We start from the raw sequence: 26,999 nt of genomic DNA, 5'->3' as shown, positions 1-26,999 counted from the left end.
AAATGTTTCATGAAGCGCACGCCTGTCTGGCCGCTGGCAGTGTGTCATCCCTGCTGGCGCAGGCCGATTTCGGCGAGGAAAGCTGGTGGCAGCGCATCCGTCAAATCGGCACCCCGATACGGGAAAACGCCGAAGAGGGTCTGATTCGCATGCATTATTTCTGGCGTGATACGCAGGCTGACACCAGACAGGTGTATATCGATATCAATGGCGTCACGGATCATCACAGCACCTCACCGCAAAGTCTGACGCGGGTGGGCAGCAGTGATGTTTGGCACTGGTCAACACGGATTGATACTGACTGGCGTGGCAGCTACAGCCTGATCCCCATCACCACGCCACACTTGCCACCGGCATTCAGCGGTGATGATGAGATGCGCCGCCAGCAACAACGCGCCTGGTGGATCTCGCTGATGCCGCTGGCCCAGGCGGATCCGCTTAATCCGCACCAGCCATTGCGCGGTAGCCGCCGGGTAGCGCTCAGTAACGCTCACATGCCCAGCGCACCTGACCAGTCAGCCTGGCAAGCGTTTGATAACGGACAAAGCGATAACACACCACCCACCTTGCATGGCCTGCACTGGCAGAGTCGTTTGTTGGGCATCACCCGCAACGTCTGGCTGTACACCAGCGGGGAGAGTCACCCAGCCACGCAGCGGCCGCTGGTTATCCTGCTTGACGGACAAAACTGGGTGCACGGGCAGCCGATTTTTAGCGCGATCGACGCAGAAACCCGCGCCGGACGGCTTCCCCCGGCCTGCTGGCTGTTTATTGATGCCATTGATGGCCAGCAGCGCGAAGCTGAACTGCCTTGTAATGAAGGGTTCTGGCAAGCGGTCATCCGGGAACTGATTCCGTTGGCACGTCAACAGGTTGCCTTCAGCGATCAGGGCGATCGCACGCTGGTGGCAGGACAGAGCTATGGCGGGTTGGCAGCGTTGTATGCCGGGCTGCACTGGCCGCAACGCTTTGGCCGCATCCTGACGCAATCCGGTTCGTTCTGGTGGCCCAATCTGGACTACATCCTCAAACCTGAACAGGCAGATCAGCATCCCCCGGGGTGGCTCTGGCAGCGACTGCAACAGGGAACCTTGCCAACGGGCAGATTAACCATTTTTCAGGAGGTGGGTGACCGTGAGCCGGACATGTTGTATGTCAATCAGCAACTGCTGCCCGCCCTGCAACAGGCCGGGCACCACGTGCATTTTCGGCGCTACAACGGCGGGCACGATGCGCTGTGCTGGCGCGGCGGTTTGATCGATGGCTGCCGCTGGCTACTGGCGGACTTTCTCAGTACGGAATTGCCGTTCGATGTGGTTTAGCAGATTGCTGGCGCTGTAAAAGTCGAGGCGAAAGGTGTCGTTACCCATGGCAAACACTGCACGCTGCTGTATCGCCGTCAAGTGGGCAAGAAACGGATTCTTCATCAGCTGTGCTACCGTGCCATCATCCGCCGCGAACAGTAGCAGGCTGTTGCCGGTGACACCTGCGGCCATGTTTTCGCCGTTCAACTGAATGATATCATGACGCTTTCCCATGCTGGTGCTGCCCTGAAAGCCCGCCGGTGGTTGCGCCAGCGTGAAACCGAGTTCGGTCAACAACGCCCCCTGCGCCGATGCCGCAGTCCACAGGTTCATACCACGCCCATCTTCGTAATATACCAGTGCCGAGGTGGGTTGCGGCGGCAGACTGATTGTGGCGCGCAGTGTTGCCACGCGTTGATTAAACTGCGCAATCACCCGCCGCGCATCCTCCTCATGCCCGGTTATGCTGCCCAGTTGCAACGTCAGCGCCTGCCAGCTTTTATCACCGTAATCCACTACCAACACCGGCGCGATAGCGGAAAGTTGGTCATACAAACGCAATGCCGAATCGCCACCGGTCGCAGCGATGATGATCAAGTCAGGGTTTTGAGCTGCGATGGTTTCCGCATCGGGCTGGCCGATATACAGCGGTTTAACATGACGTGCCTGCGCCACCGCTCCCCATTGGGTGAAAAAACCCTGCGCGTCGGCCACGGTACTGTTGCGGCTGGTGGCACCGGAACCCACTACAGGTGCGTCGATGGCTAACAGCGTCCCCGTCAACGTCACGCTGGTAGAAACAATGCGTTTGGGTAAATGCTGTAGGGTAAACGGCCCGAGCGGGGTTTGCAGTGTACGCGGCCAGTTGGCGTGCGCGCTGTGCAGACAAATCAACAGAAGGGTAACGATCAGGCCCAGAGAACGCATCAGATAATCCATGTTGTTATATTGAGAATGGATATCATTATCAATAAAATCTGACGGTGCAAGATAAATCAGGACTGCCCTCACCCGCCTGCGGATGAGGGTCAACCGGTGTACGGACTACAACGAATAACGCGTCATCGGTGCCACCTGCTGAATCAATCCATTCGCCTTCATATATGCGGCAAATGCCTGATAACGCTGGGTATCCAGCGTGGCACTGTGGCTGGCAAAATACGGCAACGTTGCCAGCCAGCCCTGATGATTAAGAGGTGTATTCAGCTCCGGGTATTGTTTAATAAATGCCTGCCACGCCTGGTCAGGATGGGCACGCAGCCAGGCGACACCCGCATCCAGACCGCGCAGAAATGCCGGGATGCGCTTATCCTGCGCCGCCGTTTTCTGATTCGCCAGGATGATCAACTCGTCATAGGCCGGTACGCCAAAATCTTCCGGTTTAAACACCACCGGCTTCGCCCCTTTGTCTTTCAGGTCCAGCAACTCATAGTTGCGGTACACCGTCATTGCGCCGTCAATTTTGTGCGTCAGCAGCGCCGACACGGCATCCATATTCAGGTTGATCAGTTTAACCGAATCCGGATCAACACCTTGTGATTTCAGCATGTTGCGAATAGCCACATCCTCAAAGCCCGGAATCGCATAACCGAGTGATTTCCCGGCAAAGTCCTTGAGTGAATGGATATCACCGGAGACGCTGGTCAAGGTATTCAGCGGCTGATTGATCAGCGTGCCCACGCGGATGACCGGGACGTCTTTGTCCACCAGCGTATAGAGCTGCGGTTGATAGCTGATCGCCAGATCCGCTTTACCGGCCGCCAGCAGCAGTGGCACTGAGGCGGAGTCAGCCGGGGCGATCATCTCCACATCCAGCCCCTCTTTTTTAAACGCGCCGCTATATTGCGCGGCAAAAATGGCCGCATGATTCGGGTTCACGAACCAGTCGAGCAGCAGGCGAACTTTTTCGTTCGCCTGGGCAACGCTGGAGGTCGCCAACAACAGCAGAGCGGTCATCACCGTACCGAGCTTTTTCAAAATGCATCCTTATGTTGAGTGCCAGAGAGTTTTTTTACGTAGCAGAGCGACGCTGCCAGATAACAGCAGCGCCAGAATCAGTAACAACAACAACGCGGCAAAGCTGGTGGCGGTTTCCAGCCGGGCGTTGGACTGCATCATCAGGTAGCCCAGCCCTTCGCTGGCTCCGACCCATTCGCCAATCACTACGCCAATCGGTGCCAGCACCACCGCCATCTGTAAGCCGGAGAAAAATTGCGGCAGCGCGGCGGGCCAGCGTACCTGCCAGAACAGGCGCAAACGGGAAGCGTTGAGCGTTTGCGCCAGCTCGATCCAACCGGGGGGCGTGCGGCACAGGCCATCAAACAACGAGAGGCACAGCGGGAAGAACAGGATCAATGCCGCCACCACCACTTTTGATGCGATGCCAAATCCCAGCCACAGCACCAGCAGCGGGGCCAGCGCAAACACCGGGATCGCCTGGCTGGCGGTGACCAGTGGAAACAGCAAGCGCCGCACCGTCGGGCTGCCCGCCATCAACACCGCAAGAACGATGCCGGCACCCACCCCCAGCAGCAACGCCAGTACAATTTCCGCCAGCGTGAACAACAGGTGATGCCATAACAGTGCGCGATGCAGCCATAGCGCCGCCAGCACCGCCTGCGGTGCGGGCAGCAGGAAGTTCGGTACGCCACTGTGGCGCGCCAGCAGCCAGGCACTTAACAACACCGCGAGTAAATAGACGGCGCTAAACAGATTTTTCTTCATCTTGATTCAATCGGGTAAACAGTTGGCCTTGCGCCTGCAACAGGCCGGGATCATCGAGTCTGCGCGGTGCCGCGCCACCCGGTACCGGCCAGGTTTCGATGCACAACGGCTGACCGCTCAGCAGCAAAATGTCATCCGCCATGCGGCAGGCTTCCAGCGGATCATGCGTCACCAGCAGCACGGTTTTTCCCTGTAGCAGGGTTGCCGTCAGGGTTTGCAGGCTGAGTTTGGTCATCACATCCAGGGTGGCGAAGGGTTCATCCATCAGCACCACATCACGCCCGGCGTACAGGGTGCGCGCCAGCGCCACGCGTTGCCGCATACCGCCGGAAAGCGTATCGGGTGTGGCCTGAGCCACGCTGGCCAGTTTGACCTGTTCCAGCAGATGCATGGCCCGTGCGCGATCCGGCTTCTCTCCGTTCAAGCGCGCCACCAGCATCACGTTGTCCTGCACCGACAGCCACGGATAGAGCAAGTCCTGCTGTCCCATCCACGCCACGCTGTCGCTAATGCCACGAATAGCCCCCTGCTGCGGCTGGAGCAAACCGGCTACTAAGCGCAGCAACGTGCTTTTGCCAATGCCGCTGCGCCCGAGGAGCACCGTGGTTTTACCGCCGCGGAAGCGCAGATTGAGGTGCTGACAGAGCGGATGCCCTCCCCAGCCAAAGCTGAGATCCTGTAGCGTAATGTCCTGGCTCATGGTCGGTTGGCCGCGAGGATGGCCAGTCGGGTACAGCCACGCTGCGCCAGCGCGGTGGCAGCCTGGGCAGCACGAATACCGCTGGCGCACACCAGCACAATGCGCTGGTTAACCGGTGGCTGCCACGCATCAAGTTGCTGCGGCAAAATACGTTGCGCCCAGGCTGCCACGCTGACCGGTGCTTCTTCACGGCTACGCAATTCGACAATACAATCCTCGGCGGTGAGTAACCGGGCATCAATAAAGGGCACGCCGGGTTGATCCGGCTCTCCTGCACCATCAAAACGGAACTGGCGAAAATGCCAGTGCACAAAGTCGCAGTTGACCAGACAACCCAGCGGCGACGGTGCCAATCCCAACAGCACGCTGAGTGCCATCTGCGCCTGCAACGCGCCCAACGCGGCGACAGCCGGTCCCATCACCCCTGCGGTGTTGCAATTGGCAGCACTGCCAGGTAAACGCGGGAACACCGCACGGTAGCTGGGGGCCGATGCGCAAAATCCGCCGACATAACCCTGTCGCCCCAGCACCGATGCGCTGATCAGCGGGATACCGAGCGGATGGCAAGCGTCTGACAGTTGATACGTCACGGCGAAGTTATCTGCTGCGTCGATCACCAGATCAATGTTATGCAGTGCCTGCTGCACATTGCTGGCGGTCAACGGCAGCGGCAGCGGCTCCACGCGCACCAGCGGGTTACGCCGCAGCAACGCGCGTTGTGCGCTGGTGACTTTCGGCTGTGCCACGTCCTGCATATCAAACAAGGTTTGTCGGTGCAGATTATGCAGTGCCACGTCATCGTCGTCGTACAGCCGGATATAACCGACGCCCGCCCCGACCAACAGCGGTAGCAGCGTGGAACCCAGCCCACCCGCCCCCACCACTAACACGCGCGCCTGGCTCAGTCGCTGCTGGCCCTGCTCGCCGATTTCCGGCAACATCATCTGACGTTGATAGCGATCCATCGTTACTGTCCCCCGCCAAAGGTCGCCAGACCAAAGATCGGCGTGGAGGCGGCAGCCATATCGCGCCGCTCCATCAGCCCCCCGTGGTACGCGGCGTTGCCGGCTTCGATTGCCTGGCGGAATGCCCCGGCCATCCGCACTGGATCGCCCGCTTTTGCCACTGCGGTATTGAGCAGAATGGCATCAAAGCCCAGCTCCATCGCCTGCGCCGCCTGCGATGGCGCACCGATACCGGCATCGATAATCAGCGGAACATCGCTGAACCAGGCGCGCATGGCCCGCAGGCCTTCAATGTTACGCAGCCCCTGCCCGGAACCAATCGGCGCGCCCCACGGCATCAGGACTTCACAACCCGCCTCAAGCAATTTTTCACCGACAATCAGATCCTCGGTGGTATAGGGGAACACCTGAAAACCATCAGCACACAAGATGCGGGCCGCTTCCACCAGCGCGAAAGGATCAGGTTGCAACGTATCAGCATGGCCAATCACCTCCAGCTTGATCCACGGGGTGTTAAACAATTCGCGGGCCATCTGCGCCGTGGTCACGGCTTCCTGCACCGTGTGGCATCCGGCGGTATTCGGCAACACGCGTAAGTCGAGCTGCGTCAGCAGTTCGCGGAAAGCCATACCCGCAGCCCCTTCACGTCGCAGGCTGACGGTAATGATTTCGCTGCCAGCCGCCGCAATCGCCTGCTGTAAAATCGCCGGAGAGGGATAACCTGCGGTGCCCAGCAGGAAGCGTGATTGCGGTTCAAAGCCATAAAACATCGTTAACCCCCCTGCATCGGTGATAGCACTTCCAGTTGACAGCCTTCTTCCAGTTGCTGGCTGTCGTACTGGGTTTTGGGTACAAAATGGCCGTTGAAGGCCGTTGCCACGCAGGCCGCGTCAATTTGCTGTTCGCGCAGCAACTCACTCAGGGTACGGGCCGCCGTCAGCACCGGGCGGCCATTAAGCTGAATATTCATGAAGGGGTTCCGAGGTTAAACGCAGCATCAGTTGCTCCGCCAGCAGCGGGGCCAGCAGGAAGCCGTGGCGATACATACCGTTGAGGTAAAACGTACCGTTTTGATAGTGGATTTCCGGCAGATTCGCCGGGTAAGCCGGACGCAAACCGCTGGCACTTTCAACGATGCGCGCTTCGGCCAACGCCGGGTGGATGGCATAAGCCGCGCTAAGCAGCTCCATCATCGCGCGGGCGCTGATCGGGCTGGCATCGTGGCTCTCAACCATGGTGGCACCGAGCATAAAATGCCCCGCGCGACGCGGTACCAGGTAACAGGGAAAGCGCGGATGCAGCAGGCGGATCGGTCGCGAGAAGCGCACGTCATCGCTGTGCAAAATCAGCATTTCACCCCGCACCGCCCGCAAGCGTGGCAATGCCGCTGCGGCATGAATTCCCCGGCAGTCAATCACCTGCCCGGTTGGTTTCCCGTGGTGGAAAGCCACCCCACGCTGCTGCAATTTCTCACGCATTTCCACCAGCGCCAGGCGAGGATCGAGATGGGCTTCGCGCGCAAAAAACAGACCACGGGCAAAGCGCCCGGCAAGGGCCGGTTCCACCTCTGCCGGGTCAATCCATTGATGTTGCTCGGTCATGCGTGCAAAACGACTCAGTTCCTGGCTATCGCGTGGCGGAGCCACCACCAGCGTGCCCTGATGTTCAACGCTGCTGACGCGCTGCTGCCACCAGGCGGCAGCCTGCTGGCCCAGGTCGATAACAGCGCGTGGTGCGCTCTCTGCTTCACACCAGGGTGCCAACATGCCACCGGCAAACCAAGAAGCGGGCGGGCGCGACTCATCGCTGATCACTTCAAGCTGTTCACCGCGTTCAGCGAGTAAGGTCGCCACGCACAGGCCCGCAACACCGCCACCGAGGACAGACCAGCGGCTCATAGCGGGTATTCCGTAACATAAAAGGGAAAATTCACATCGGCCTCTCAGTTTTCGCACTGAGACCCGGGATACAGGAGGAGGGAAATGACACGCGCAACGGAAAAACGTCCCGATGTCAGACAGCCAGAATGGCAGGCTGTCAGTCTTCCTACGCCAGTATCAACTGGGTCAGGTTCAAAGGGTCGCTAAGCCGCGCAGTGCGCTTTTAGCCTCTCAGTCTCTTAGGCGAGACTCCCCCGACGCGTCTATTTGTATTGCAGCAGCCAGGCTACGTCAAGTGTAAGCCCGGCAACAAAGCCTAACCTTTAAAAATTCCCTGTTTCAGGTTCATCCATTTTTCTCCACGATTTGCGTGTAATCTCCTCTCTTCATCCTGAAATCCGGCAGATAAATTATGTGTGCTGATTCAATCATTTCAGCCATTCTGGTGTGCGTGTTCGGCGTGATTATTTTATGGGTGGTGTTTTGCCCCTGAAGCGTCAGGCAAAATAGGAATAGCGATGCCAGATGAGCAACGGGATTTTGATATCATTGAACAACTGGCCTCTGCCCGGTTGCTGCAACATGGCGAGGCAAAGATCGATCTCACGCCGAATATCATGGCCGAGCACCAAATCCATGGTGCCGTTTTCCAGCAGCAAGCGGCTCGATTCACTCAGTTCATGGCCGATAAACATCACCTGATCCTTAACGCCAAAATCAGTCAGCGCCCGCGCCACTCCTTCGTTACCGCCTGCGGTGTTGTAAATGCCAGCCAGCGGATTGCCCCGTTCCAGCCACTTTTTCACGCTGAGATAGGCGGTTTCCGCTTCGTCGTTGATATTGACCCGGTCGCGAATCGTCAACCAGGGAAATGCCTCGCGCAGCACACGGCGAAAACCAATCTCGCGCTCCTCCTGGGTTCGATAGGTCGAGCTACAGATCAGCAGAATGTGACCTGGCTGCTGCGCGGGCAGCATCCGGCCCATAAACCAGCCCGCCGTCGCTCCGGCAGCGACCTGATCGATCCCGACATAGGCAGTACGTCGCGAGTTGGGTAGGTCGCTGGTCAGGCAAATGACCGGCACGCCATCATCAATTGCCGCCTTGACCGCACGATTAATTTTTACCTCGTCGCGGCAGACCAGAATGATGCCGCTGCATTCGGCAGCTCGGCGGGTAATCAGCTGGCTGAAGCGCTCAGCGTTGAATTGCACATTTGGCACGGTATCGAGGCTGAAATGGAGCTGGGGATGATCACCGATCGCGGCGCGTGCCTGGCGTTCCAGTTGGCTAAGAAAGCTGGAACCCGACTCGCAAATAATGGCAATGCGCGTTCGGTTGGCAACGGTGCCGCCGGTTACTGCGTTCAGCCCCAGCCGCGCCATTGCGCTTTCCACTTTTTTGCGCGTCACGTCTCGCACACCTTCGCGCCCGTTCAGTACCCGATCAACGGTGGCGGGACTGACCCTGGCTTCCTGCGCGATGTGTTTGATCGACGGCGATTTCCAGTGATGTTGTTTCATGGCCTGTCCTGATGTCATTAACCTCACAGGCAAACAGTATCGGTTCATCCGGGCAAAAAGCAAAACCAATCAACCACATGAAATCAATCACATTGTCGGATTTTGAGGTTTATCACCTCAAAAATTCATGTGATCTGCCTCATCAATTCATCATGCCGCCGGGGCTTTGTTTTGACTTGATCTGCACCCGTGTCGATTAATAGCGCCACTGCCTTTCTATCCCCGAGGAACAACCCATGTTGAATGTCGCTTTATTGGGAGCCGGTCGTATCGGCCAGATCCACGCAGGTAATATCGCCGCCCACCCGCAATGTCGGCTGGCGTATGTCATGGATGTCTATGCCCCGGCAGCGACGGCGCTGGCGGAGAAATATGGCGCGACAGTTGCTGACCTCGCGACCATCCTGGCAGACAGCAGTATCGATTTGGTGGCGATTTGTAGCGCGACCAACACCCATGCCGATTTGATTGAAGCGGCAGCGCGCGCGAACAAAGCCATCTTCTGTGAAAAGCCGGTCGATCTCAGCCTGACTCGCGTGCAGAGCTGCCTTGCTACGGTGCGGCAAGCGGGTGTGCCGTTGATGATTGGTTTTAACCGGCGTTTTGATCCCAGCATGGCGCACCTGCAATCAAGCCTGCGCGCCGGGGAAATTGGCAGCACCGAGCTGGTGACCATCAGCTCGCGCGATCCGGGTGCACCGCCGCCGGAATACGTAAAGGTTTCCGGTGGTTTGTTCCGTGATATGACGATTCATGATTTCGATATGGCGCGCTGGTTACTGGATGAAGAGCCGGTGTCGGTGTTTGCCTCTGCCGCCGCGCTGGTTGATCCACACATTAAAGCGTTGGGCGATGTCGATACCGCAGTGGTCACCCTGACCTGCGCCAGCGGCAAAATGGCGGTGATCACCAACAGCCGTCGTGCCAGTTATGGCTATGATCAACGCATTGAGGTGCATGGCAGCGAGGGTATGTTGGCGGTGACCAATCAACTGGAAAGCCAGTTGGTGAAGTCGGTCGCATCGGGGGTGGTCGCACAAAAACCGCAACACTTTTTCCTGCAACGCTACGCCGAAGCCTATCGCAACGAACTGGCGGCCTTTATCAACGCACTGGCACAGGGTGAAGGTGAATACCCGGGTGGGAATGATGGGTTGCAGGCTTTGCTGCTGGCTGATGCGGCGCTGGAATCGTTAAAAACCGGCAAACCCGTGGCCCCGGCATCGCTGTTGTAAGTCGCACGAACAGGGAGGCACTGAGGCCTCCCTTGGTGACTTAACGCTGCGGATGATTCACTTCCAGCGGACGCAGATCAAATAACAGCACTTCAGCGTCTTTACCGTTAGCAAAATGCAGTGCGGTTTCGTTGCGAACACGAGCACCGTCCCCTGCGTTAAACACCACACCGTTGACTTCAATGCTGCCGCGCGCCACATGGATGTAAGCATAACGGTCGGCATCCAGCGTAAAAGTCTGCTGCTCGGCACCCTCAAACAATCCGGCATAGATACGGATATCCTGACGGATACTGAGCGAACCGGCATCACCTTCCGGTGACACAATCAGCCGTAACTGACCACGTTTGTCACCTTCTGCCACCGAAATCTGCTGGTAGCCTGGCTGGGTGCCACGTTCTGCCGGAACAATCCAGATTTGCAGGAAGTGGACGTTGTCTGATTTCGAGTGGTTGAACTCGCTGTGCGTCACGCCACTACCGGCACTCATCAGCTGCACGTCGCCGGGGACAATCACCGAACCGGTGCCCATGGAGTCTTTATGCTCCAGTGCGCCTTCCAGCACATAAGAGATGATCTCCATGTTGCTGTGGGGATGTGCACCAAAACCGCGACCTGGGGCGACCTGGTCATCGTTAATCACCAGCAAATCTGAGAAACCGGTCTGTTTCGGGTCCCAGTAGTTGGCGAAAGAGAACGTGTGGTGTGAATGCAACCAGCCGTGGTCACCAAGGCCGCGTTGGGCTGACAATCTTTGTTCAATCATGGTCTGCTCCTCAAATTTGTTGGCGGAAGACGATTTCGCTTCCTGATGAGACTCAGTATACGTAAACTGAAACGCCCAACAATGCGTTGCACTGACAATGACTGTCACCAATAAGTGGACAATATGCAGATAGACGACCTGCGCATTTATGTTGCTGTGATCAAAGCCGGTAATTTTACCTCTGCCGCCGAGCAGTTGATGCTCTCCAAGCAATATGTCAGCCGCCGTATTGCCGCGCTGGAGGAGTCGCTGGGTGCACGCTTGCTTAACCGCAACACCCGCAAGCTGTCGGTGACGGATAACGGCCAGCTGTTTGCCCGTCATGCACAACGCATTCTGGATGATGTGCAGGAAGCGGAGCTGGCGGTATCGGGACGCCGTCAGGTGCTACAGGGTAGCTTCCGCCTGAGTGTGCCGATGTCATTTGGTATCAGTCATCTTTCACCCTATATCGCCGAATTTCTCAGCCTGCATCCCGCGTTGCAATTTCAGGTGGAGCTGGCGGACCGCTATGTCGATATGATTGGTGAGGGCTTCGATATGGCGATTCGCATCGGAACGTTGCCCGACTCAACCCTGATCGCCAAAAAGTTGGGCGAGTTTCGTCGGGTGATCTGCGCCAGTCCGCGCTACCTGCAAGGGGCCGACGCGCCACGCAAACCGGAAGATCTGCTCGATCACGCCTGCCTGCGCTATGGCCGCGAGAGCCAAACCGGCTGGGAGTTGTTTCGGGGTGAGCAGCGTGAGGTGATCAACGTGCAGGGGCCGATGGTCAGCAATAACGGGGAAATGCTGCGCGATGCCGCGATGGCGGGGTTAGGACTGATTCTGTTACCCGAATTTATCGTCGCCCCCGCCCTTGCCAGCGGGGATTTAGTCACGGTGCTGGATGACTGGCACCCTTCCTCACTGAGCCTGAATGCGTTGTATCCACAGCATCGCCAGCGCAGCGAAGTCAACCGGGTATTTATGGCATTTTTGCAGCAGAAGCTGGCATAACTGTTCTTTGCCTGCTGGTATTTTCAGCAGCCCATCGCTATATTAATCATTCTGACCATTTTGATTAAAAGGTTCGTTATGGAAACCATAACTGCACAGGTGGCGAAAACCCAGTTTGGCGAACTGCTGATGAAGGCACAGCGCGAACCAGTGGAGATAAGCAAACACGGTAAGCGTGTCGCAGTGCTGATGTCTGCTGAAGAGTTTGACCAGATCGAGGCATTAAAATTACAGATGCTGCGTGATAAGCTGGCCCGCGCCGAAGCCGATATTGCCGCTGGTCGTTCTATGGATGGCGATCAATTCTTCAACCAACTAATGAAAGAGTTTGATGACGAATGACACTGAAAATCTCGCAGGAAGCGCAAGAAGATATTCACGACATTCGTCGATATACCGCTAAGAACTGGGGCAAGGCAAAAGCCATTGAATATATTTTGCAATTGCAGCTGACCATGAAGACCCTGGAGAAATCTCCGCAATTGGGTATTGAGCGCGATGAAATTCGTGCCGGAGCCCGCAGTTTCCCTTGCGGCCGACACATCATTTTTTACCGTGCGCTTGCCGATGGTATTGTTGTTACTGCTGTGTTGGGGCAACTTCAGGATCCAAAGCGACATTTGTAGTATCCGCTTTTTACCGTGTTTTTTTCGCCAGTAACGCTGCACCGCGCATGCCACCATCATGGGCAAAATGCCCCGGCACCACCAGCGGCTGGGTGCTGCGGCGTAATACGTAGCCTTGCACCACATCATCCAGTGCCGCAATCAACGGCGTCACGGACGCCAGCCCGCCACCCACGACCACCACCGAAGCACCCGTCATATTGATACAGTACGCCAGCGGCTGCCCCACCAGTTGTAGCCAGGCGGTGAGGGTTTTCTCCGCCAGCGTCTCCTGCTGTTGCCAGCGCGCGATAATATCGATACTGGTCGCCGTTGCGCCATGCAATACACGGTGCAGATTCTCCATCCCGCGGGCACCGCCCCAGCTATCCAGACACCCTTTTTGTCCACAAGGGCAGGACAAACGTGGCAGGCGATGCCACTCACCCGCAATCTCCACCTCAGTCAGGGCGATGGGACCATGCCCCCATTCCCCGGTTAAACCATTTTGTCCGATGACAATGCGCCCATCCGCCACCAGGCCGCCCCCGACGCCAGAACCCAGGATGGCACCAAACACCACCTTATGCCCCATACCCGCACCGGCCAACGCCTCCGCCAGGGTAAAACAATCCGCGTCGTTATGTACCCACACCTGACGTTGCAATTCCGCGCTTAGCTCTTGTGCCAGTTGACGCTGATGAAAGGCCGGAATATTGCTGGCAAAGATTTCACCGCTATCCGGCGCAACAATGCCCGCCGTGGAGATCGCCACCGGGCTGCTGGCGGTGAAATGCTGCCGATGCTGGTCGATCATACTGCGCATCAGTCGGATAAATTCAGGCCAGGCGCGGGTCGGCATTTTTTCCTGGCCCAACAGGGTCAGCTCTCCGCCTTCCTGCATCATCCCCAATTTGATAAATGAGCCACCTAAATCGAAACAAATCACCGTATTCATAAACGCTTATCCATTACATCGCGCAAACCGTCACCCAACACGTTAAAGCCGAGTACGGTAATCAAAATCGCCAGACCAGGGAAAAGTGACACGTAGATATTCAGACCGAGAAAGTTGCGACCGTCGCTCATCATGGTGCCCCATTCCGGCATCGGTGGTTGCACCCCCAATCCCAGAAACGACAGGCTGGCGGCAGACAGTACCACCGCACCGGCTGTCAGGGTGGACTGCACAATCAGCGGACCAATCGAGTTACGCAAAATATAATGGGTAATAATGCGGGGATAGCGCACCCCCAACATATGGGCTGCCTCGATGTACTCCATATTTTTCAGCCCCAGCGTCAGGTTACGGCTGAGACGCGCATACACCGGGATGGAGAACAACGAGATGGCGATCAGCATATTGGTTAATCCCTCACCCAATACGCTAACGATCAGAATCGCCAGCACGATACCCGGAAAGGCAAAAATGATGTCCATCAGCCACATGATTGCCGCATCAATTTTACGCCCGGCCAGACCCGCGATAATGCCCAGCGGAATGCCGATCACCATCGAAATCGCCACGCTCAGGCATACCTCAAACAACGAGATACGCGCACCATAAATCACGCGCGAGAAGATATCCCGGCCATAATCATCCGTGCCAAACCAGTGGGCGGCGGAGGGTGCCTGTAGGGTGTTCAGCAGATCCTGCTCCACCGGATCCCAATGGGTAATCCAGGGCGCGAGCAACGCCGCAAACACCACCAGCAACACCAGCCCACCGCCGATAGTGATCGACGGGAAGGTCGCCAGGAAGTGCAGCAATTTTCGGCTCCGCGAGAGACGCGGCTGCAAGGTCGTTTCGAGGCTGTTCATCAGTCGAACCTTATTTTCGGATTCAGCAAACCAATGAGGATCTCTCCCACCAGGTTCATCAGTACCACACCGGTCACCGCTACCAGCGTCACGCCCTGTATCACTGGGTAATCACGATAGCGCACCGAATCCACCAGCAGGCGGCCAATACCCGGCCAGTTGAATACCGACTCCGTGACTACCGCCCCGCCAATCAGGCTGCCAAAATTCAAAGCCACAATGGTGACGATCGGGATCAGCGCGTTGCGTAGCGCATGCTTCCAGTGAATGCTGCGCGCCGACAATCCTTTGGCTTTGGCGGTGCGGATATAGTCCTGACTGAGCACATCCAGCATGCTGGAACGCGTCATACGGGCGATCATCGCCATCGGCAAAATCGCCAGCGTCACCGTCGGCATGATGTAGTTACGCCACGAATCCGCCCCGAGCAATGGCAACCAGCCAAGCTGCACCGCGAAATAGTTCATCGCCAGCAACGCCAGCCAGAAGTTGGCAATCGAGGCACCGGCAATGGTCAGCACCATCACCACCTGGTCTGGAATGCGCTGCCGATAGATCGCCCCGGTCATACCGGCAGGCACACCAATGGCGATGGCCAGCAGATAGGCCAGCGCCGCCAGCGACAGGGTATACGGCAACCTTTCACTGATCTCGGTTAGCACCGGACGCTGCGACTGCAACGACATGCCAAGATTGCCGTGCAGCGCGTCTGCGGCAAACTTCACATATTGCAGCGGTAGCGGCTGGTCGAGGCCGAGCCGGATACGCATATTATCTACCGCTTCCTGCGGCGCTTCCGGTCCGGCCATCAGACGCGCCGGATCGCCCGGCAGCGCGCGGATGGCGATAAACACGATGATCGACACGCCAAAAATAATCAGCGGCAGTGACAGCACCTTTTTCGCGACATAGGCTTTCATAACGGCTTGCCCTGGATTAATTTTTTACCGCATCGCGCACCACCAGCTGACCGCCGGGTTGCATGGTGACGCCACTGATATTTTTACGTGCGGCATAAAGGTCATCCTGATAAAACAGCAATACCTGCGGAGCCAGGCCGCTGATACGCTTCTGTGCCTCGAAGTACAACGCTTTGCGTTTAGCGTCATCCATGGTCGAAGCCGCAGTATCGATCAGATCATCGGTTTGCTTATCCGTGAAGAAGCCTAAGTTGGCACCGCCAGGTGCAAAGCTGCTGGTGTGATACAACGGACGTAATTGCAGATCGGAGCCGTAGAGACCGGAGGACCAGGACGCCAGCACCGCATCGGTGCCCTGTGCGGCTTTCTCTTTACTGTCGGCAAACGCGGCTTTGGTCCAGACGCCGCTTTCCATCTGGCGCACGTTGAGCTTCACGCCCACCTTAGCCCACATACCTTGCAAAACCTGGGCGGTGCGGGCATCCGGTGCCTGCACCGCAATCGACATGGCAAAACCGTCGGCATAGCCCGCTGCTTTCAGCAGATCTTTGGCTTTTTGCAGGTCATACGGGTAATCATGCAACGCTTTATCGTAGTTGGCGTCCACCGGGGCCAGCGCCGAATTAGCAGGTTGCGCGTAACCAAACATCACCGCTTTGCTCAGCGCTGGTTGGTCGGTGGCAAAGTTCAGCGCCTGACGCACACGTACATCGCTCAGCGCTTTGCTTTGGGTATTCAGATCCACCCAGAACACCGCCGCACCAGGCGACTGTTGCAGGTTAACGTTCGGATTGTTTTTTAACATGCCCGCGAACTGTGGCGGCACCGGGTTAATAATATCGACCTGGCCGGATTGCAGCGCCATATTCATCACCGACGGTTCGCTGCTCCATGTCCATTTTATTTCGTCCGGGCCGGAGGATTTACCCCAGTAGTCGGGATTCTTTTTCTCCAGCACAAATTCGCCCGATTTGTATTGCACTAATTTATACGGGCCTGTGCCATCGGCCTGATTGTTAATACTGCCGGCTTTATCCGCTTGCGGACTGACCATTAAACCCGGCCCTGATGCCAGAATAGTTAAAAATGCCGGGTTAATTTTCTTCAGCTGGAAGGCCACCGTCAGATCATCGATTTTTTTCACATCCTGAACAAAGGTGCGAATTTTACCGCTGGCCGCCAGGCCACGTTGGGTATCGAGATGGCGCTGGAAGTTTTCCACCACTGCATCGGCATTAAACGGCGTGCCATCGTGGAACTTCACATTGGGCCGCAGCTTAAACGTCCAGTTAAGACCGCTGGCATCCGTGCTCCAGGACAACGCCAGCGCCGGGATAGCCTTGCCGTCATCACCGAGACGCGTCAGGCCTTCGTACATTGGGTCCAGCACCGTGCCGGTAAAGGTCGCGGTCTGGTTACCCGGGTCCATACTGCGCGGAGGTTCGTTCTGCATAATAACCAGTTGGCTGGCAAACGCGGAGGCGCTGGCAAATAACGACATCATGCAGCCCGCGAGAGTAATGACTCTGAAACGCTTAAGTGTGCTTTCCATGAAGGCCCTCAGATACGATCGGTGAATTAACCGCGTTATATAAGGCACAGTTCATAAACAAAAGCCAATACGTTAGTTCATATATTTTACTTATATCTCGATCTCGGTTTAGAAATTTAACTAAATAATCTTGTCTTTGTTCTCATCGCTTATTATTGTCAGTTCACCACTGCCGTGTTTTGAGGTTCTGCATGCTCAATGCCCATCAGCAACAAATTATCCGTCTGCTTATCGCGTCACATGGCATGAGCCGTACCGCTATCGCGCAGAAAATGAAACTGAGCAAGGCGGCAATCAGCACCCTGATTAAAGAGATGCTGAATGCCGGTTTAGTGGAAGAAAGTATCCCGGAAGCCACCGGCCAGGGCCGACCTTCGGTGTTATTAAAAATGCGCGCTGACAGCGCCTATTTTCTCGGTGCCTCGTTACTGGGTGAAGCCATTACTCTGGTGCTGATTGATATGCATGGCCGGACTCTGGCGACCCGTGTTTTGCCACTGAATCTCGATCCACACCAACTGACCCGCGCCATCGCTGACGCCATCCCCTCACTGGTAACGCAACAGGGGATTTCACCCGATCAGTTGATCGGTCTCGGCGTCACCCTCTCCGGTTTCGTCGATGAACATCAGGCGGTGTGTGTGCAATCCGCGCTGTTGGGCTGGAAAGACGTCCCGCTGGCCGACATGCTGAAAGCCCAAACCGGGTTGGAGGTGTCGTTGGAAAATGACGCCAAAGCGCTGGCGGTCAGCGAGAAAATTTTCGGTCTGGCAAAAAAGGTCCGTAACTTCACCCTGATCTCGCACAGCGACGGCATCGGTTCTGCGCATTTCTTTCAGGGACAACTGCACCGTGGCGCGCATGGTGGTGCCGGTGAAATTGCCCACTGCACCATCGAACCGGGTGGCCGACCCTGTCGTTGCGGCAAGCGCGGCTGCCTCGATACGCTGGCCTCGTTAACTGCCATCCGCGAGCACATGCGCGATAAAGCGATTGCCGCCCAAACGCTGCCAGAGCTGGAAACCCAGGCGATAAAAGGTAGCAGCGCCGCCATTGCCATTCTGCATCAGGCGGGGAATGCCCTTGGTCTCGCTATCGCCAATATCGTGCAGATGAACGACCCGGAATTGATCGTTATTGCCCATCACCCGGGGGCGTTTGATGGGCTGCTGAAAACCGTGGTGATGCAGGCGATTGATGCCAATGTCCTGCCCTCCATCATGGGCAAAACCCCAATCTCGACCATCGTACTGAACGATGAAAGCTGGGCCAGAGCCGCTGCCAGCGTGGCGGCTTATCGATTCCTCATTCATTTACCCGAGTAGCGGAGGCTGCTATGCGCATTGCTTTTGGTGGTATTCATACGGAGTGCAGTACTTATAACCCGGTGCTGAATTATGCTGATGACTTCCGCATTCTGCGCGGTGATGAATTGACGGCCAGCCCCTACTTTGCCTTTCTGGCTGATTACGATGCCACGTTTCTCCCCACGTTCCACGCTCGCGCCATTGCCGGTGGTCCGGTCGCACGTGTGACTTACGACGATTTTAAGCAGGATTTCCTTACCCGCATTAAAGCCCTGTTGCCCGTAGATGGCGTGTATCTGGCGATGCACGGCGCGGTCTATGTTGAAGGGATGGAGGATGCCGAAGGTGACTGGATCACCGCCACCCGCGAGCTGGTCGGCGACGACTGCCCGATCACCGTCAGTTATGATCTGCACGGTAACGTCACCCAACGCATTATCGATGCCATTGATATGTTCTCCACCTACCGCACCGCGCCGCATATCGACGTAGAGGAAACCATGCGCCGCTCGGTATCGATGTTGGTGAAAAGCCTGCACAGCGGGATCAGACCGGGTGTGGTGTGGGCACCGATTCCGGTGGTATTGCCGGGTGAACGTACCAGCACCGAAGATGAACCGGCGAAAAGCCTGTATGCCCGTCTGCCCGGCATTAACGCCCTCGACACCGTCTGGGACGCTTCCCTGATGGTGGGTTACGTCTGGGCCGATGAACCACGCGCCACTGCGGCAGCGATTATGACCGGCACCGATGCCGATGTGCTGGCAGAACAGGCGGCAAAACTCGCCCTGGCATACTGGCAGGCGCGGGACGAATTTGTCTTTGGATGTGTCACCGGCAGCACTGAAGAGTGTGTGCGTATGGCGATTGCCAGCCCCACCCATCCGGTGATCCTTGCCGATTCTGGTGACAACCCGACGGGCGGCGGCGTTGGCGATCGCGCCGATATGCTGGCCGAACTGATCCGTCAACAGGCGCAGGGGGTGATTGTCGCCGGGATTACCGATAAACCCGCCACTGACGCGGCCTTCATTGCCGGTGAGGGAGCCACATTGTCGCTGACGGTAGGTGCCACGCTTGATCCCGCAGGCGGCAAAGCCAGTGCCGAATTCACGGTCATCAGGTTGGTGGACGATGCGCGTTCGATTGCGAAACAGGCGGTGCTGCAAACGGGCGGCATCACCCTGGTCGTGGCCGACAGACGCCGCCCTTATCATAACCTGGCGGATTTCGCCCTGTTGGGGCTTGACCCGGCAACGGCTGAAATTGTGGTGGTGAAATCCGGTTACCTGTCACCGGAGCTGGCACCGCTGGCCAATCCTAACCTGATGGCGCTGTCGGAAGGCGTGGTGGATCAATATGTGGAGCGACTGGTGCGCAAGCGTAAAACCCAACCGGCTTACCCGTTCGACACCGACTTCGACTTCCTGCCGGTGAGCACCCTGTCCGCCCGTTTTGTGCCCGAGACCCACCAATGAGCGTGTTGCGCGTTGAGAACCTGACGGTGGCGTTCCGCAGTGACCAGCAGTGGCGCGAAGTGGTTAAAGACGTCTCCTTTGACATTCAGGCCGGTGAAACGCTGGCTATCGTCGGTGAATCGGGTTCCGGGAAAAGTGTCACCTCGATGGCGATCATGCGGCTGTTAAATGCTCGCCACACACGAATTAGCGGCAAAGTGCTGCTCAATGGGGTGGACTTACTCGGTTTAAGCGAAGCCGCGATGCGCGACGTGCGTGGCAACGCCGTCGCGATGATTTTTCAGGAGCCGATGACCAGCCTGAATCCGTCATTTACCATCGGCCACCAGATCGCTGAAGCGCTGATCACCCATCGTAAAATCTCGAAACGCGCCGCACGCGAAGAAACCGTCCGTTTGCTGGAAAAGGTGCGTATCCCTAACGCGGCTAAACGTTTTGATGACTACCCACACCATTTTTCCGGCGGTATGCGTCAGCGAGTGATGATCGCCATGGCGCTGGCGTTACGTCCCAGGCTGTTGATTGCGGATGAACCCACCACCGCGTTGGATGTCACCATCCAGGGGCAAATTCTCGACCTGATCAAAACCTTGCAGGAAGAAGAAGGCACCGCCGTGTTGTTTATCACCCACGATATGGGGGTGGTGGCCGAGGTGGCTGACCGAACACTGGTGATGTATCAGGGGGAGAAGGTGGAAAGCGGCACCACCGCCGAAATTTTTTCTGCCCCGGCAAAGGCCTACACCCGCACCCTGATCGCTACCGTGCCGCAGCTTGGGGCGATGCGTGGTCTCGACGGGCCGCGTAAGTTTGCTGACGAGGCAACCGTCGCCTATACCCTGCCTTCACCTGGCAGCCAACCGCTGCTGGCGGTCAAAAATCTCAGCACACGTTTTAATATTCACGAGGGGTTGTTGAGCCGTAAAACCGGGGCGGTGCACGCGGTAGAAAATATCTCCTTCGAGTTGTTGCCGGGAGAGACGTTGTCGCTGGTCGGCGAATCCGGCTGTGGCAAATCAACCACCGGGCGCTCCCTCACCCGCCTGACCGCAGCAACCTCCGGACAGGTTGAATTTGATGGTTACGATGTGCTGAGTCTCTCTGCCAGCGAGTTACGTAAGCTACGCTGCGCCATGCAGATGATCTTCCAGGACCCGTTTGCCAGCCTGAATCCGCGCATGTCAGTGCAGGAAGCGTTGACCGAACCGTATTTGCAGCATCAATTGGGTAGCAAGGCGCAGGCAGTGCAGAAGGCCGCAGCCTTGATGGAGCGTGTCGGACTGGCGGCGTCAATGATGAAGCGCTATCCGCATGAGTTCTCCGGCGGCCAACGGCAACGCATTTGCATCGCCCGGGCGCTGATGCTTGATCCAAAGATGATCATTGCTGACGAGTCAGTTTCCGCACTGGATGTGACGGTGAAAGCGCAAATCATCAACCTGCTGCTGGATTTACAACAAAGCCTGGGACTGTCGTATTTGTTTATTTCCCACGATATGGCGGTGGTAGAGCGCATCAGTCACCGCGTCGCGGTGATGTTATTGGGCGAGATTGTCGAAATTGGCCCGCGCGCGGCGATTTTTGAAAATCCGCAGCATGACTACACCCGTAAGCTGCTGGCATCGGTGCCAGTGCCCGATCCGGCCAGACGGCAACTGAAGCGAAAAATGGAGGTCAGCGAGCTGAAAAGCCCGGTGCGGCCGCTGGGTTATGTCCCGGAAACGCGGCGTTATCGCGAAGTGAGCGCCGGACATTGGGTGATGGAGTGATGCATTACAGCAGACGCAACAATCGCGCCGGGTTCCCGGCGTAAACCCCTTTGCGGGTAATATCTTTCGTCACCACACTGCCCGCGCCAATCACTGCGCCATCGCAGATGGTGACGGCCAGAATGGTGGCACCGCTGCCAACCGACACCTCATTGCCGAGGGTAATGCGCCCCCAATTGGCGCGTTGCGGATCGGGTTTGCCATCACGAAACATATCGTTGGCAAACATCACGCCGTGGCCGATAAAACAGTTCTCTCCGATAGTCACATATTCACAGATAAAACTGTGCGACTGCACTTTACTGCCGCGCCCAATAACCGTGTTTGCCTGAATTTCGACAAACGGGCCAATAAAGACATCGTCCTGCAAGGTACAGCCGTAAAGGTTAACCGGTTGATAGAGAGTGACGTTGTCACCGGTGATGACATTGTTAACCCCGGTTTCGCGCAGATTGGCAGCCATGATGATTCCTTTCCTTACCCTTGGTTTGGCGGGCGCGATGCATCGCGCCCTGTGCATGAAGATTATTGTATCATTGATAAATCAAACATCTCTCCACCGCTAAAGCTCCACTCCTCGGCGCTGGTTTGCTGAATCACCACCATCACATCATTGGGATCGAGGTCCAGCCGCTGTTGCAGACGTTCACTTAACACACGGTAAAAGGACCGTTTCTGTTCAGTCGAACGCGATTTACCCGCGACCAGACTGAACAACACGTAGCGGTCGCTGCGCCCGCCGCTCAGATAGTGGCGATCATAGATAAATCGTGCCGCTGGCAGGCTCTCAATAAGTTGAAAACGATCGGTTGGCGGTACGCTGAATTCCGCCACCAACACCTCATGCAACGTGTCGGATAAGGTTTGCAAATCGTCATCACGCCAACCTTCGCGTACCAGAATTCGGGTAAAAGGCATCAGATGTTCTCCTCGTTAAGACAGGTTAAGGCGGCCACGGCGGCGGGCCAGCCTGCGTAAAATGCCAGGTGGGTAAAGAGTTCTGCTATTTCGTCGCGTGTCAGGCCATTTTCCGCCGCAAATCGTAGATGCCAGGGAAGCTGTTGCACCCGTCCCAGCGCCGTCAGTGTAGCCAGCGTGATCAAACTGCGTTCGCGCGCAGTGAGTTCTGGCCGTCGCCAGATATCGCCAAATAACACGTCTTGTGTCAGTTCGGCCAGTTTGGGCGCGACACGTTGTAGCGAGTCACGATCGAGCGATTTCGTCATCACTTTTCTCCTTGATTGAATATGCAGTGAGTGTCGCGCGCTGCTACAATCCTGAAAATCATATTATTCAGGACGCATGATCCTGATTTTAAGGATGGTATGGCAAAGGTTCCGATCGCGCTCGACAGTGACGCACTGCGTAGCTTCGTGTTAGGTATTGAGACAGGCAGCTTCGCGCTGGCGGCGCAACAACTTTGCCGCTCGACTTCCGCTGTCAGCGCCCAGTTAAAAAAACTGGAGCAGCAGTGCGGCACGCCGCTGGTCGAAAAGCGTGGCCGCCATCTGGCGCTGACACCCGGCGGTGAGATTCTGATGAGTTACGCGCGCCGTCTGCTTAGCCTGAACGATGAAGCCTGGCGGGCAGTACGCGGTGAGTTATTACAGGGTGACGTGCGCATTGGCATGCAGGAGGATTTTGGCGAGTCACTGATGCCGGGCATTCTCGGTCCTTTCAGCCGTCAGCATCCCGGTGTACGGATTAGCGCACGCGTTGACCGCAACCAGCCGTTGTTACAGGCGATAGCCGGGGATAGCCTGGATATGGCCTTGCTGTGGCAGGGGGATAATCTGCCCGCCTCCAGTCAACTGCTCGGCCAATGCGCGCTGGCGTGGATCGCCGCGCCCGAACTCGATGTGGCCGCTCTGCTGGCACGCGGTGAACCGTTACCACTGTTGATGTTCGAAGCCCCGTGCCTGATGCGCACCCGTGCCCTCGCGGCACTGGAGCAGGCCGGGCTGGCATGGCGCGTGGTATTTACCAGCCATAGTCTGAGTGGTATCTGGGCGGCAGTCCATGCCGGGCTGGGAGTGACGCTACGCAGCCAGATCGGCCTGCCCGCGGGATTGAAGGTTATTCACGCACCGCTGCCCGCCGTCGGTAATATGGGCATTGCGTTGTTGCAGAAGAATAGCGCTGATGCCGCGCAACAACTGTTGGGGAAACTGATGGCCGCAGCCGTGAACGATTATCTGGTACGCTAACCACCCGCAGCTGTTATCTGTCATTCACATAAGGAAAGTTGTGTGTCTCAGTTCAATCAATACGGTCAACCTGTTGGTTTTGCCCTGCCGCATTGGCAACCCGTTGCACGTCCAGCCATCGCCCCCTTAACCGGCCGCTTTTGTACTCTGGAACCTTTACAGGCCGGGCACTGTGCACCGCTGCTGTCAGCCTTTTCACAGGCAGAAGACGATCGTGACTGGACATGGCTGGGCGCAGATCAACCCCGTTCTCTGCCAGAGATGGCACGTTGGGTCGGGGATAAAATGGCCGATGTCGGGCTGGTTTCTTATGCGGTGGTTAACCATGCCAGCCAACAGGCTGTCGGTCTGGTGTGCTTTGCCAATATTGATCAACAAAACGGTGCCCTGGAGATTGGTCATGTCACTTGGTCACCCCTGATGCAACGCAACGTGTTGGGCAGCGAAGCCATCTATCTACTGCTGAGTCAGGCCTTTGCGCTGGGCTATCGTCGGGTGGCGTGGCGCTGTGATTCGACCAATCACGCCTCGCGACGTGCTGCGGAGCGTCTGGGCTTTAGCTTTGAGGGCCGTTTTCGCCAGGCCATGACGCGCAAACAACGTAATCGTGACACCGACTGGCTATCGATTATTGATAGCGAATGGCCAGCCATCCAGCAGGCAATGACACGCTGGCTTGGCGAAGAAAATATGGACAGTGGAGGGCAACAAATACAGCCGCTGCACCACTTCCTTAAGCTAAATTAATTTTGCCACCGGCCATTGACCACGCTGAAATAGCGGTTATAAATAGTGAGTCGCAACACAAAATAACCGCTCATTCTGCACGGAAATAGCAAAATACATTTGTAACCAAATAAATCCGCCCTGTTACTTTAATAGTTTTTAAACTAAATAAATTTTAAAATTTCAATAACAATGTTTTAAATTTGTTGCGAACTTTTTACTCATCGCCAAGAAACGTTGTTATCGCAATGAAAAAATCAACTAAATTAATCACCTCGCTTTCACTCACCGCATTACTCGTTAGCTCTGCTGTCCATGCCGCTGACACGCCGGAAAAGACTGACGTGCTGCTGATTGGCGGGGGCATCATGAGTGCTTCTCTGGGGACCTGGCTGGAAGAATTGCAACCCAGCTGGAAACAGGTAATGGTCGAAAAACTGGACGGCGTAGCGCTGGAGTCCTCCAACGGCTGGAACAACGCCGGTACCGGTCACTCCGCCAATATGGAACTGAACTACACGCCAGAACGTCCGGACGGCAGTATTGACGTCAGCAAAGCGCTGGAAATTAACGAAGCCTTTATGATTTCGCGTCAGTTCTGGACCTCTCAGGTTAAACGCGGCGTATTAAATAATCCGCACAACTTTATTAACTCGACGCCGCACATGAGTTTTGTCTGGGGCGATAAAAACGTTGAGTATCTGACGAAGCGTTATGAAGCGTTGCAGAAAACCGTGCTGTTCCAGGGCATGAAATTCTCTACCGATCACGCGCAAATTCAGCAGTGGGCACCGCTGATTATGGAAGGCCGCGATCCGCAGCAGAAAGTTGCTGCAACCTGGACCCCGGTTGGTACGGACGTGAACTACGGTGAGATCACCCGTCAGCTGATTGGCAGCCTGAAGAAGAACGACAACTTCTCGCTGGAAACCTCGTCAGAAGTGACCGATTTCAAACGTAACAGCGATAACAGCTGGCACGTCACCATCAAAGATGTGAAAAGTGGCGCAAACCGCACCATCGACGCACGTTACGTGTTTATCGGTGCCGGTGGTGGCGCGCTTAAGCTGTTGCAGAAAACCGGTATTCCTGAAGGCGAAAACTACGCAGGCTTCCCGGTGGGTGGTTCGTTCCTCGTGACCGAAAACCCGGCCATCACCAGTCGTCATCTGGAAAAAGTTTACGGCCAGGCTTCTGTCGGCGCACCGCCGATGTCGGTACCGCACCTCGATGCGCGTTTCCTCGACGGCAAACGTGTGGTGCTGTTTGGACCGTTCGCGACTTTCTCTACCAAGTTCCTGAAAAACGGTTCGCTGTTTGATCTGTTGGGCACCACCACCACCAGTAACTTTATGCCGATGACCCACGTGGGCATTGATAACTTTGACCTGGTGAAATACCTGATTGGTCAGGTGATGTTGAATGACGATGACCGCTTTGCTGCGCTGAAAGAGTACTTCCCGGAAGCGAAGAAAGAAGACTGGAAACTGATTCAGGCTGGTCAGCGTGTGCAGATCATTAAGAAAGATGCCGAGAAAGGGGGTGTGCTGAAGCTGGGTACGGAAATCGTGACCGATCAGCAGAAAACCGTGGCTGCGCTGCTGGGTGCCTCACCGGGTGCCTCTACCGCTGCACCGATCGCTATCAACGTGATCAAACAACTGTTCCCGACCGAGTTCGCCAGCCCGGAATGGCAGCAGAAGATTCATCAGATCGTCCCGGCCTACGGCCAGAAGCTGAACGACAATCCAGCACTGGCGCAACAGGTGTGGGATGACACCGCTGCGACGCTGCAACTCACCAAACCACCGGTGATCAATATGCCAGCCGCTGACGCTCAACCGCAGGCAGCCGCACCGGCTAAAACAGCACCGTCTCCACAACACGACATGGCGCTGTAATCCTCAAAAACCCCGGACCTGATGGTGCGGGGTTTTTCTTTGACTCGACTTTGTTCAATACCCTTCCTCAGTAGTGGCCGGATTAGGCAATCCTCAACGCCTTGTGGCTATTATCCGTCCATACAACCTGCGTAATTGTATGAATTACACAACCTTTAATGAATACCACATGATTTTTAAATTTCAAAAAAGGAAAATCATATCAGAGATAGCGACTCCTCGGCACAGTCATCCATTATTTGTTAACACAATGATTAATTTAACTATTAATACGCCCGCATGATTTCGTGCCTAGACGGATGAACTGGTATAGCCTCTAAATTACCATGCGGCAGCACACGAATAAGCACTAGATTGGGCAAAAAACAAAATTCTTATTTCATTTATCGTTATGACTGAAACGTTTACCTGAACAGGCTATCTCTGAAAAGAATGTCAAATGATCCATCAAACGCAACCGCGCCTCGCCTGATTTGGAACGACCACTTCGTTCTGCCGCCTTTGAAAGCTCACGATTCATTTCTGGTGATAAAGTTACTAACAATGCCACTGCCCGATAGTCATCATCTTTATCTTTTCTCATACAATGAACCTCCATGTTAATTGAAAGTAAAAAA

The 26,999-nt window shown here is 56.2% G+C and carries 29 protein-coding genes and 1 riboswitch; of the genes, 11 read left to right on the top strand and 18 right to left on the bottom strand.

From position 1 onward, the window contains the following. The first annotated feature begins 2 nt into the window (after window positions 1-2). On the top strand, window positions 3-1,322 hold the full coding sequence (fes, locus tag PAT9B_RS21260; RefSeq protein ID WP_013511333.1) for an enterochelin esterase: 1,320 nt from the start codon (window positions 3-5) through the stop codon (window positions 1,320-1,322). Here the strand turns inward: fes and fepB are convergent. The 9 genes from fepB to PAT9B_RS21215 all read right to left on the bottom strand — a co-directional run bounded on the left by fepB (window position 1,275) and on the right by PAT9B_RS21215 (window position 9,096). After that, window positions 1,275-2,231, bottom strand: coding sequence for a Fe2+-enterobactin ABC transporter substrate-binding protein (gene fepB / locus PAT9B_RS21255; protein ID WP_013511332.1), 957 nt, complete (start codon window positions 2,229-2,231; stop codon window positions 1,275-1,277). The two genes, fes and fepB, sit on opposite strands and share 48 nt — an antisense overlap. 117 nt (window positions 2,232-2,348) lie before the next feature. Continuing rightward, on the bottom strand, window positions 2,349-3,281 hold the full coding sequence (locus PAT9B_RS21250) for an ABC transporter substrate-binding protein (RefSeq protein WP_013511331.1): 933 nt from the start codon (window positions 3,279-3,281) through the stop codon (window positions 2,349-2,351). A 9-nt stretch (window positions 3,282-3,290) separates the two neighbouring features. After that, window positions 3,291-4,028 (bottom strand): ABC transporter permease, encoded by a 738-nt coding sequence (locus tag PAT9B_RS21245; RefSeq protein ID WP_013511330.1) that lies wholly within the window; start codon window positions 4,026-4,028, stop codon window positions 3,291-3,293. Beyond that, window positions 4,009-4,728, bottom strand: a complete 720-nt coding sequence (locus PAT9B_RS21240) for an ABC transporter ATP-binding protein (protein ID WP_013511329.1) — start codon at window positions 4,726-4,728, stop codon at window positions 4,009-4,011. Before PAT9B_RS21240 ends, PAT9B_RS21245 begins: the two co-directional genes overlap by 20 nt. Then, complete coding sequence (locus PAT9B_RS21235) at window positions 4,725-5,693, bottom strand: HesA/MoeB/ThiF family protein (protein ID WP_013511328.1); 969 nt, start codon at window positions 5,691-5,693, stop codon at window positions 4,725-4,727. The genes PAT9B_RS21240 and PAT9B_RS21235 overlap by 4 nt, the downstream gene beginning before the upstream one ends. Before the next feature lie 2 nt (window positions 5,694-5,695). Beyond that, window positions 5,696-6,463 (bottom strand): thiazole synthase, encoded by a 768-nt coding sequence (locus tag PAT9B_RS21230; protein ID WP_013511327.1) that lies wholly within the window; start codon window positions 6,461-6,463, stop codon window positions 5,696-5,698. 2 nt (window positions 6,464-6,465) lie between these two features. Beyond that, window positions 6,466-6,663, bottom strand: coding sequence for a sulfur carrier protein ThiS (thiS, locus tag PAT9B_RS21225; protein WP_013511326.1), 198 nt, complete (start codon window positions 6,661-6,663; stop codon window positions 6,466-6,468). Next, complete coding sequence (locus PAT9B_RS21220) at window positions 6,647-7,591, bottom strand: FAD-dependent oxidoreductase (RefSeq protein ID WP_013511325.1); 945 nt, start codon at window positions 7,589-7,591, stop codon at window positions 6,647-6,649. Before PAT9B_RS21220 ends, thiS begins: the two co-directional genes overlap by 17 nt. 128 nt (window positions 7,592-7,719) lie before the next feature. After that, a riboswitch (TPP riboswitch) is annotated at window positions 7,720-7,839 on the bottom strand. Between the two features lie 231 nt (window positions 7,840-8,070). Further along, on the bottom strand, window positions 8,071-9,096 hold the full coding sequence (locus PAT9B_RS21215; protein WP_013511324.1) for a LacI family DNA-binding transcriptional regulator: 1,026 nt from the start codon (window positions 9,094-9,096) through the stop codon (window positions 8,071-8,073). A gap of 236 nt (window positions 9,097-9,332) precedes the next feature. Here PAT9B_RS21215 and iolG point away from each other — a divergent pair, with 236 nt between their 5' ends. After that, window positions 9,333-10,331 (top strand): inositol 2-dehydrogenase, encoded by a 999-nt coding sequence (iolG, locus tag PAT9B_RS21210; RefSeq protein WP_013511323.1) that lies wholly within the window; start codon window positions 9,333-9,335, stop codon window positions 10,329-10,331. A 40-nt stretch (window positions 10,332-10,371) separates the two neighbouring features. Here iolG and PAT9B_RS21205 read toward each other — a convergent pair whose 3' ends face one another. Further along, window positions 10,372-11,097 (bottom strand): pirin family protein, encoded by a 726-nt coding sequence (locus PAT9B_RS21205; protein ID WP_013511322.1) that lies wholly within the window; start codon window positions 11,095-11,097, stop codon window positions 10,372-10,374. A 123-nt stretch (window positions 11,098-11,220) separates the two neighbouring features. On the opposite strand from PAT9B_RS21205, the gene PAT9B_RS21200 reads away from it, so the two are divergent. The 3 genes from PAT9B_RS21200 to PAT9B_RS21190 all read left to right on the top strand — a co-directional run bounded on the left by PAT9B_RS21200 (window position 11,221) and on the right by PAT9B_RS21190 (window position 12,722). Next, window positions 11,221-12,096, top strand: a complete 876-nt coding sequence (locus PAT9B_RS21200) for a LysR family transcriptional regulator (RefSeq protein ID WP_013511321.1) — start codon at window positions 11,221-11,223, stop codon at window positions 12,094-12,096. A gap of 78 nt (window positions 12,097-12,174) precedes the next feature. Continuing rightward, window positions 12,175-12,438, top strand: coding sequence for a type II toxin-antitoxin system Phd/YefM family antitoxin (locus PAT9B_RS21195; protein WP_013511320.1), 264 nt, complete (start codon window positions 12,175-12,177; stop codon window positions 12,436-12,438). After that, on the top strand, window positions 12,435-12,722 hold the full coding sequence (locus PAT9B_RS21190) for a type II toxin-antitoxin system RelE/ParE family toxin (RefSeq protein ID WP_013511319.1): 288 nt from the start codon (window positions 12,435-12,437) through the stop codon (window positions 12,720-12,722). Before PAT9B_RS21195 ends, PAT9B_RS21190 begins: the two co-directional genes overlap by 4 nt. A gap of 10 nt (window positions 12,723-12,732) precedes the next feature. On the opposite strand, the gene PAT9B_RS21185 is transcribed toward PAT9B_RS21190, so the two are convergent. The 4 genes from PAT9B_RS21185 to PAT9B_RS21170 are packed head-to-tail and all read right to left on the bottom strand — an operon-like array spanning window position 12,733 to window position 16,994. Then, window positions 12,733-13,659, bottom strand: a complete 927-nt coding sequence (locus tag PAT9B_RS21185; RefSeq protein WP_013511318.1) for an ROK family protein — start codon at window positions 13,657-13,659, stop codon at window positions 12,733-12,735. Continuing rightward, window positions 13,656-14,522, bottom strand: a complete 867-nt coding sequence (locus PAT9B_RS21180; RefSeq protein WP_013511317.1) for an ABC transporter permease — start codon at window positions 14,520-14,522, stop codon at window positions 13,656-13,658. The genes PAT9B_RS21185 and PAT9B_RS21180 overlap by 4 nt, the downstream gene beginning before the upstream one ends. Further along, window positions 14,522-15,442, bottom strand: a complete 921-nt coding sequence (locus PAT9B_RS21175; RefSeq protein WP_013511316.1) for an ABC transporter permease — start codon at window positions 15,440-15,442, stop codon at window positions 14,522-14,524. Before PAT9B_RS21175 ends, PAT9B_RS21180 begins: the two co-directional genes overlap by 1 nt. 16 nt (window positions 15,443-15,458) lie before the next feature. Beyond that, window positions 15,459-16,994 (bottom strand): ABC transporter substrate-binding protein, encoded by a 1,536-nt coding sequence (locus PAT9B_RS21170; RefSeq protein WP_013511315.1) that lies wholly within the window; start codon window positions 16,992-16,994, stop codon window positions 15,459-15,461. Between the two features lie 191 nt (window positions 16,995-17,185). Between PAT9B_RS21170 and PAT9B_RS21165 the strand changes: the two genes are divergently transcribed. The 3 genes from PAT9B_RS21165 to PAT9B_RS21155 are packed head-to-tail and all read left to right on the top strand — an operon-like array spanning window position 17,186 to window position 21,548. Continuing rightward, window positions 17,186-18,319: an ROK family transcriptional regulator gene (locus PAT9B_RS21165; protein ID WP_013511314.1), complete on the top strand. Its 1,134-nt coding sequence runs from the start codon at window positions 17,186-17,188 to the stop codon at window positions 18,317-18,319. Between the two features lie 11 nt (window positions 18,320-18,330). Further along, window positions 18,331-19,779, top strand: coding sequence for a M81 family metallopeptidase (locus PAT9B_RS21160; protein ID WP_013511313.1), 1,449 nt, complete (start codon window positions 18,331-18,333; stop codon window positions 19,777-19,779). Continuing rightward, window positions 19,776-21,548, top strand: coding sequence for an ABC transporter ATP-binding protein (locus tag PAT9B_RS21155; protein ID WP_013511312.1), 1,773 nt, complete (start codon window positions 19,776-19,778; stop codon window positions 21,546-21,548). The genes PAT9B_RS21160 and PAT9B_RS21155 overlap by 4 nt, the downstream gene beginning before the upstream one ends. 4 nt (window positions 21,549-21,552) lie before the next feature. Here the strand turns inward: PAT9B_RS21155 and PAT9B_RS21150 are convergent, their stop codons facing one another. From PAT9B_RS21150 to PAT9B_RS21140, 3 genes are all read right to left on the bottom strand, one after another. After that, the gene (locus tag PAT9B_RS21150) at window positions 21,553-22,011 is read right to left on the bottom strand and encodes an acyltransferase (RefSeq protein WP_013511311.1); all 459 of its coding nucleotides are present in this window, start codon (window positions 22,009-22,011) and stop codon (window positions 21,553-21,555) included. A 62-nt stretch (window positions 22,012-22,073) separates the two neighbouring features. Continuing rightward, on the bottom strand, window positions 22,074-22,466 hold the full coding sequence (locus tag PAT9B_RS21145; RefSeq protein ID WP_013511310.1) for a tautomerase family protein: 393 nt from the start codon (window positions 22,464-22,466) through the stop codon (window positions 22,074-22,076). After that, on the bottom strand, window positions 22,466-22,774 hold the full coding sequence (locus tag PAT9B_RS21140; protein ID WP_013511309.1) for a carboxymuconolactone decarboxylase family protein: 309 nt from the start codon (window positions 22,772-22,774) through the stop codon (window positions 22,466-22,468). Before PAT9B_RS21140 ends, PAT9B_RS21145 begins: the two co-directional genes overlap by 1 nt. 99 nt (window positions 22,775-22,873) lie before the next feature. Here PAT9B_RS21140 and PAT9B_RS21135 point away from each other — a divergent pair, with 99 nt between their 5' ends. The 3 genes from PAT9B_RS21135 to mqo all read left to right on the top strand — a co-directional run bounded on the left by PAT9B_RS21135 (window position 22,874) and on the right by mqo (window position 26,382). Continuing rightward, on the top strand, window positions 22,874-23,755 hold the full coding sequence (locus tag PAT9B_RS21135) for a LysR substrate-binding domain-containing protein (RefSeq protein WP_013511308.1): 882 nt from the start codon (window positions 22,874-22,876) through the stop codon (window positions 23,753-23,755). A 42-nt stretch (window positions 23,756-23,797) separates the two neighbouring features. Then, window positions 23,798-24,502: a GNAT family N-acetyltransferase gene (locus PAT9B_RS21130; RefSeq protein WP_013511307.1), complete on the top strand. Its 705-nt coding sequence runs from the start codon at window positions 23,798-23,800 to the stop codon at window positions 24,500-24,502. A 227-nt stretch (window positions 24,503-24,729) separates the two neighbouring features. Further along, a complete protein-coding gene (mqo, locus tag PAT9B_RS21125; RefSeq protein ID WP_013511306.1) occupies window positions 24,730-26,382 on the top strand; it encodes a malate dehydrogenase (quinone) in 1,653 nt (550 codons plus the stop codon). Window positions 26,383-26,761: 379 nt separating this feature from the next. On the opposite strand, the gene PAT9B_RS29865 is transcribed toward mqo, so the two are convergent. After that, a complete protein-coding gene (locus PAT9B_RS29865) occupies window positions 26,762-26,965 on the bottom strand; it encodes a TraY domain-containing protein (RefSeq protein ID WP_013511305.1) in 204 nt (67 codons plus the stop codon). Window positions 26,966-26,999 lie beyond the last annotated feature (34 nt).

It is taken from the genome of Pantoea sp. At-9b (genome assembly GCF_000175935.2).
Lineage (GTDB): Bacteria > Pseudomonadota > Gammaproteobacteria > Enterobacterales > Enterobacteriaceae > Pantoea.
Note: the sequence above shows the minus strand (reverse complement) of the source record. Positions and strands in the feature narration are given on the sequence as shown.

Bases quoted from the DNA above. Each gene is read 5' to 3' on its own strand.
- PAT9B_RS21200 (WP_013511321.1), top strand. From the start codon at position 11,221: ATGCAGATAGACGACCTGCGCATTTATGTTGCTGTGATCAAAGCCGGT.
- PAT9B_RS21170 (WP_013511315.1), bottom strand. From the start codon at position 16,994: ATGGAAAGCACACTTAAGCGTTTCAGAGTCATTACTCTCGCGGGCTGC.
- PAT9B_RS21195 (WP_013511320.1), top strand. From the start codon at position 12,175: ATGGAAACCATAACTGCACAGGTGGCGAAAACCCAGTTTGGCGAACTG.
- PAT9B_RS21150 (WP_013511311.1), bottom strand. From the start codon at position 22,011: ATGGCTGCCAATCTGCGCGAAACCGGGGTTAACAATGTCATCACCGGT.
- PAT9B_RS21245 (WP_013511330.1), bottom strand. From the start codon at position 4,028: ATGAAGAAAAATCTGTTTAGCGCCGTCTATTTACTCGCGGTGTTGTTA.
- PAT9B_RS21205 (WP_013511322.1), bottom strand. From the start codon at position 11,097: ATGATTGAACAAAGATTGTCAGCCCAACGCGGCCTTGGTGACCACGGC.
- PAT9B_RS21180 (WP_013511317.1), bottom strand. From the start codon at position 14,522: ATGAACAGCCTCGAAACGACCTTGCAGCCGCGTCTCTCGCGGAGCCGA.
- PAT9B_RS21175 (WP_013511316.1), bottom strand. From the start codon at position 15,442: ATGAAAGCCTATGTCGCGAAAAAGGTGCTGTCACTGCCGCTGATTATT.
- fepB (WP_013511332.1), bottom strand. From the start codon at position 2,231: ATGCGTTCTCTGGGCCTGATCGTTACCCTTCTGTTGATTTGTCTGCAC.
- PAT9B_RS21135 (WP_013511308.1), top strand. From the start codon at position 22,874: ATGGCAAAGGTTCCGATCGCGCTCGACAGTGACGCACTGCGTAGCTTC.
- PAT9B_RS21140 (WP_013511309.1), bottom strand. From the start codon at position 22,774: ATGACGAAATCGCTCGATCGTGACTCGCTACAACGTGTCGCGCCCAAA.
- PAT9B_RS21220 (WP_013511325.1), bottom strand. From the start codon at position 7,591: ATGAGCCGCTGGTCTGTCCTCGGTGGCGGTGTTGCGGGCCTGTGCGTG.
- PAT9B_RS21240 (WP_013511329.1), bottom strand. From the start codon at position 4,728: ATGAGCCAGGACATTACGCTACAGGATCTCAGCTTTGGCTGGGGAGGG.
- PAT9B_RS21185 (WP_013511318.1), bottom strand. From the start codon at position 13,659: ATGAATACGGTGATTTGTTTCGATTTAGGTGGCTCATTTATCAAATTG.
- PAT9B_RS21230 (WP_013511327.1), bottom strand. From the start codon at position 6,463: ATGTTTTATGGCTTTGAACCGCAATCACGCTTCCTGCTGGGCACCGCA.
- iolG (WP_013511323.1), top strand. From the start codon at position 9,333: ATGTTGAATGTCGCTTTATTGGGAGCCGGTCGTATCGGCCAGATCCAC.
- PAT9B_RS21235 (WP_013511328.1), bottom strand. From the start codon at position 5,693: ATGGATCGCTATCAACGTCAGATGATGTTGCCGGAAATCGGCGAGCAG.
- PAT9B_RS21165 (WP_013511314.1), top strand. From the start codon at position 17,186: ATGCTCAATGCCCATCAGCAACAAATTATCCGTCTGCTTATCGCGTCA.
- PAT9B_RS29865 (WP_013511305.1), bottom strand. From the start codon at position 26,965: ATGAGAAAAGATAAAGATGATGACTATCGGGCAGTGGCATTGTTAGTA.
- PAT9B_RS21155 (WP_013511312.1), top strand. From the start codon at position 19,776: ATGAGCGTGTTGCGCGTTGAGAACCTGACGGTGGCGTTCCGCAGTGAC.
- mqo (WP_013511306.1), top strand. From the start codon at position 24,730: ATGAAAAAATCAACTAAATTAATCACCTCGCTTTCACTCACCGCATTA.
- PAT9B_RS21190 (WP_013511319.1), top strand. From the start codon at position 12,435: ATGACACTGAAAATCTCGCAGGAAGCGCAAGAAGATATTCACGACATT.
- thiS (WP_013511326.1), bottom strand. From the start codon at position 6,663: ATGAATATTCAGCTTAATGGCCGCCCGGTGCTGACGGCGGCCCGTACC.
- PAT9B_RS21215 (WP_013511324.1), bottom strand. From the start codon at position 9,096: ATGAAACAACATCACTGGAAATCGCCGTCGATCAAACACATCGCGCAG.
- PAT9B_RS21145 (WP_013511310.1), bottom strand. From the start codon at position 22,466: ATGCCTTTTACCCGAATTCTGGTACGCGAAGGTTGGCGTGATGACGAT.
- PAT9B_RS21160 (WP_013511313.1), top strand. From the start codon at position 18,331: ATGCGCATTGCTTTTGGTGGTATTCATACGGAGTGCAGTACTTATAAC.
- fes (WP_013511333.1), top strand. From the start codon at position 3: ATGTTTCATGAAGCGCACGCCTGTCTGGCCGCTGGCAGTGTGTCATCC.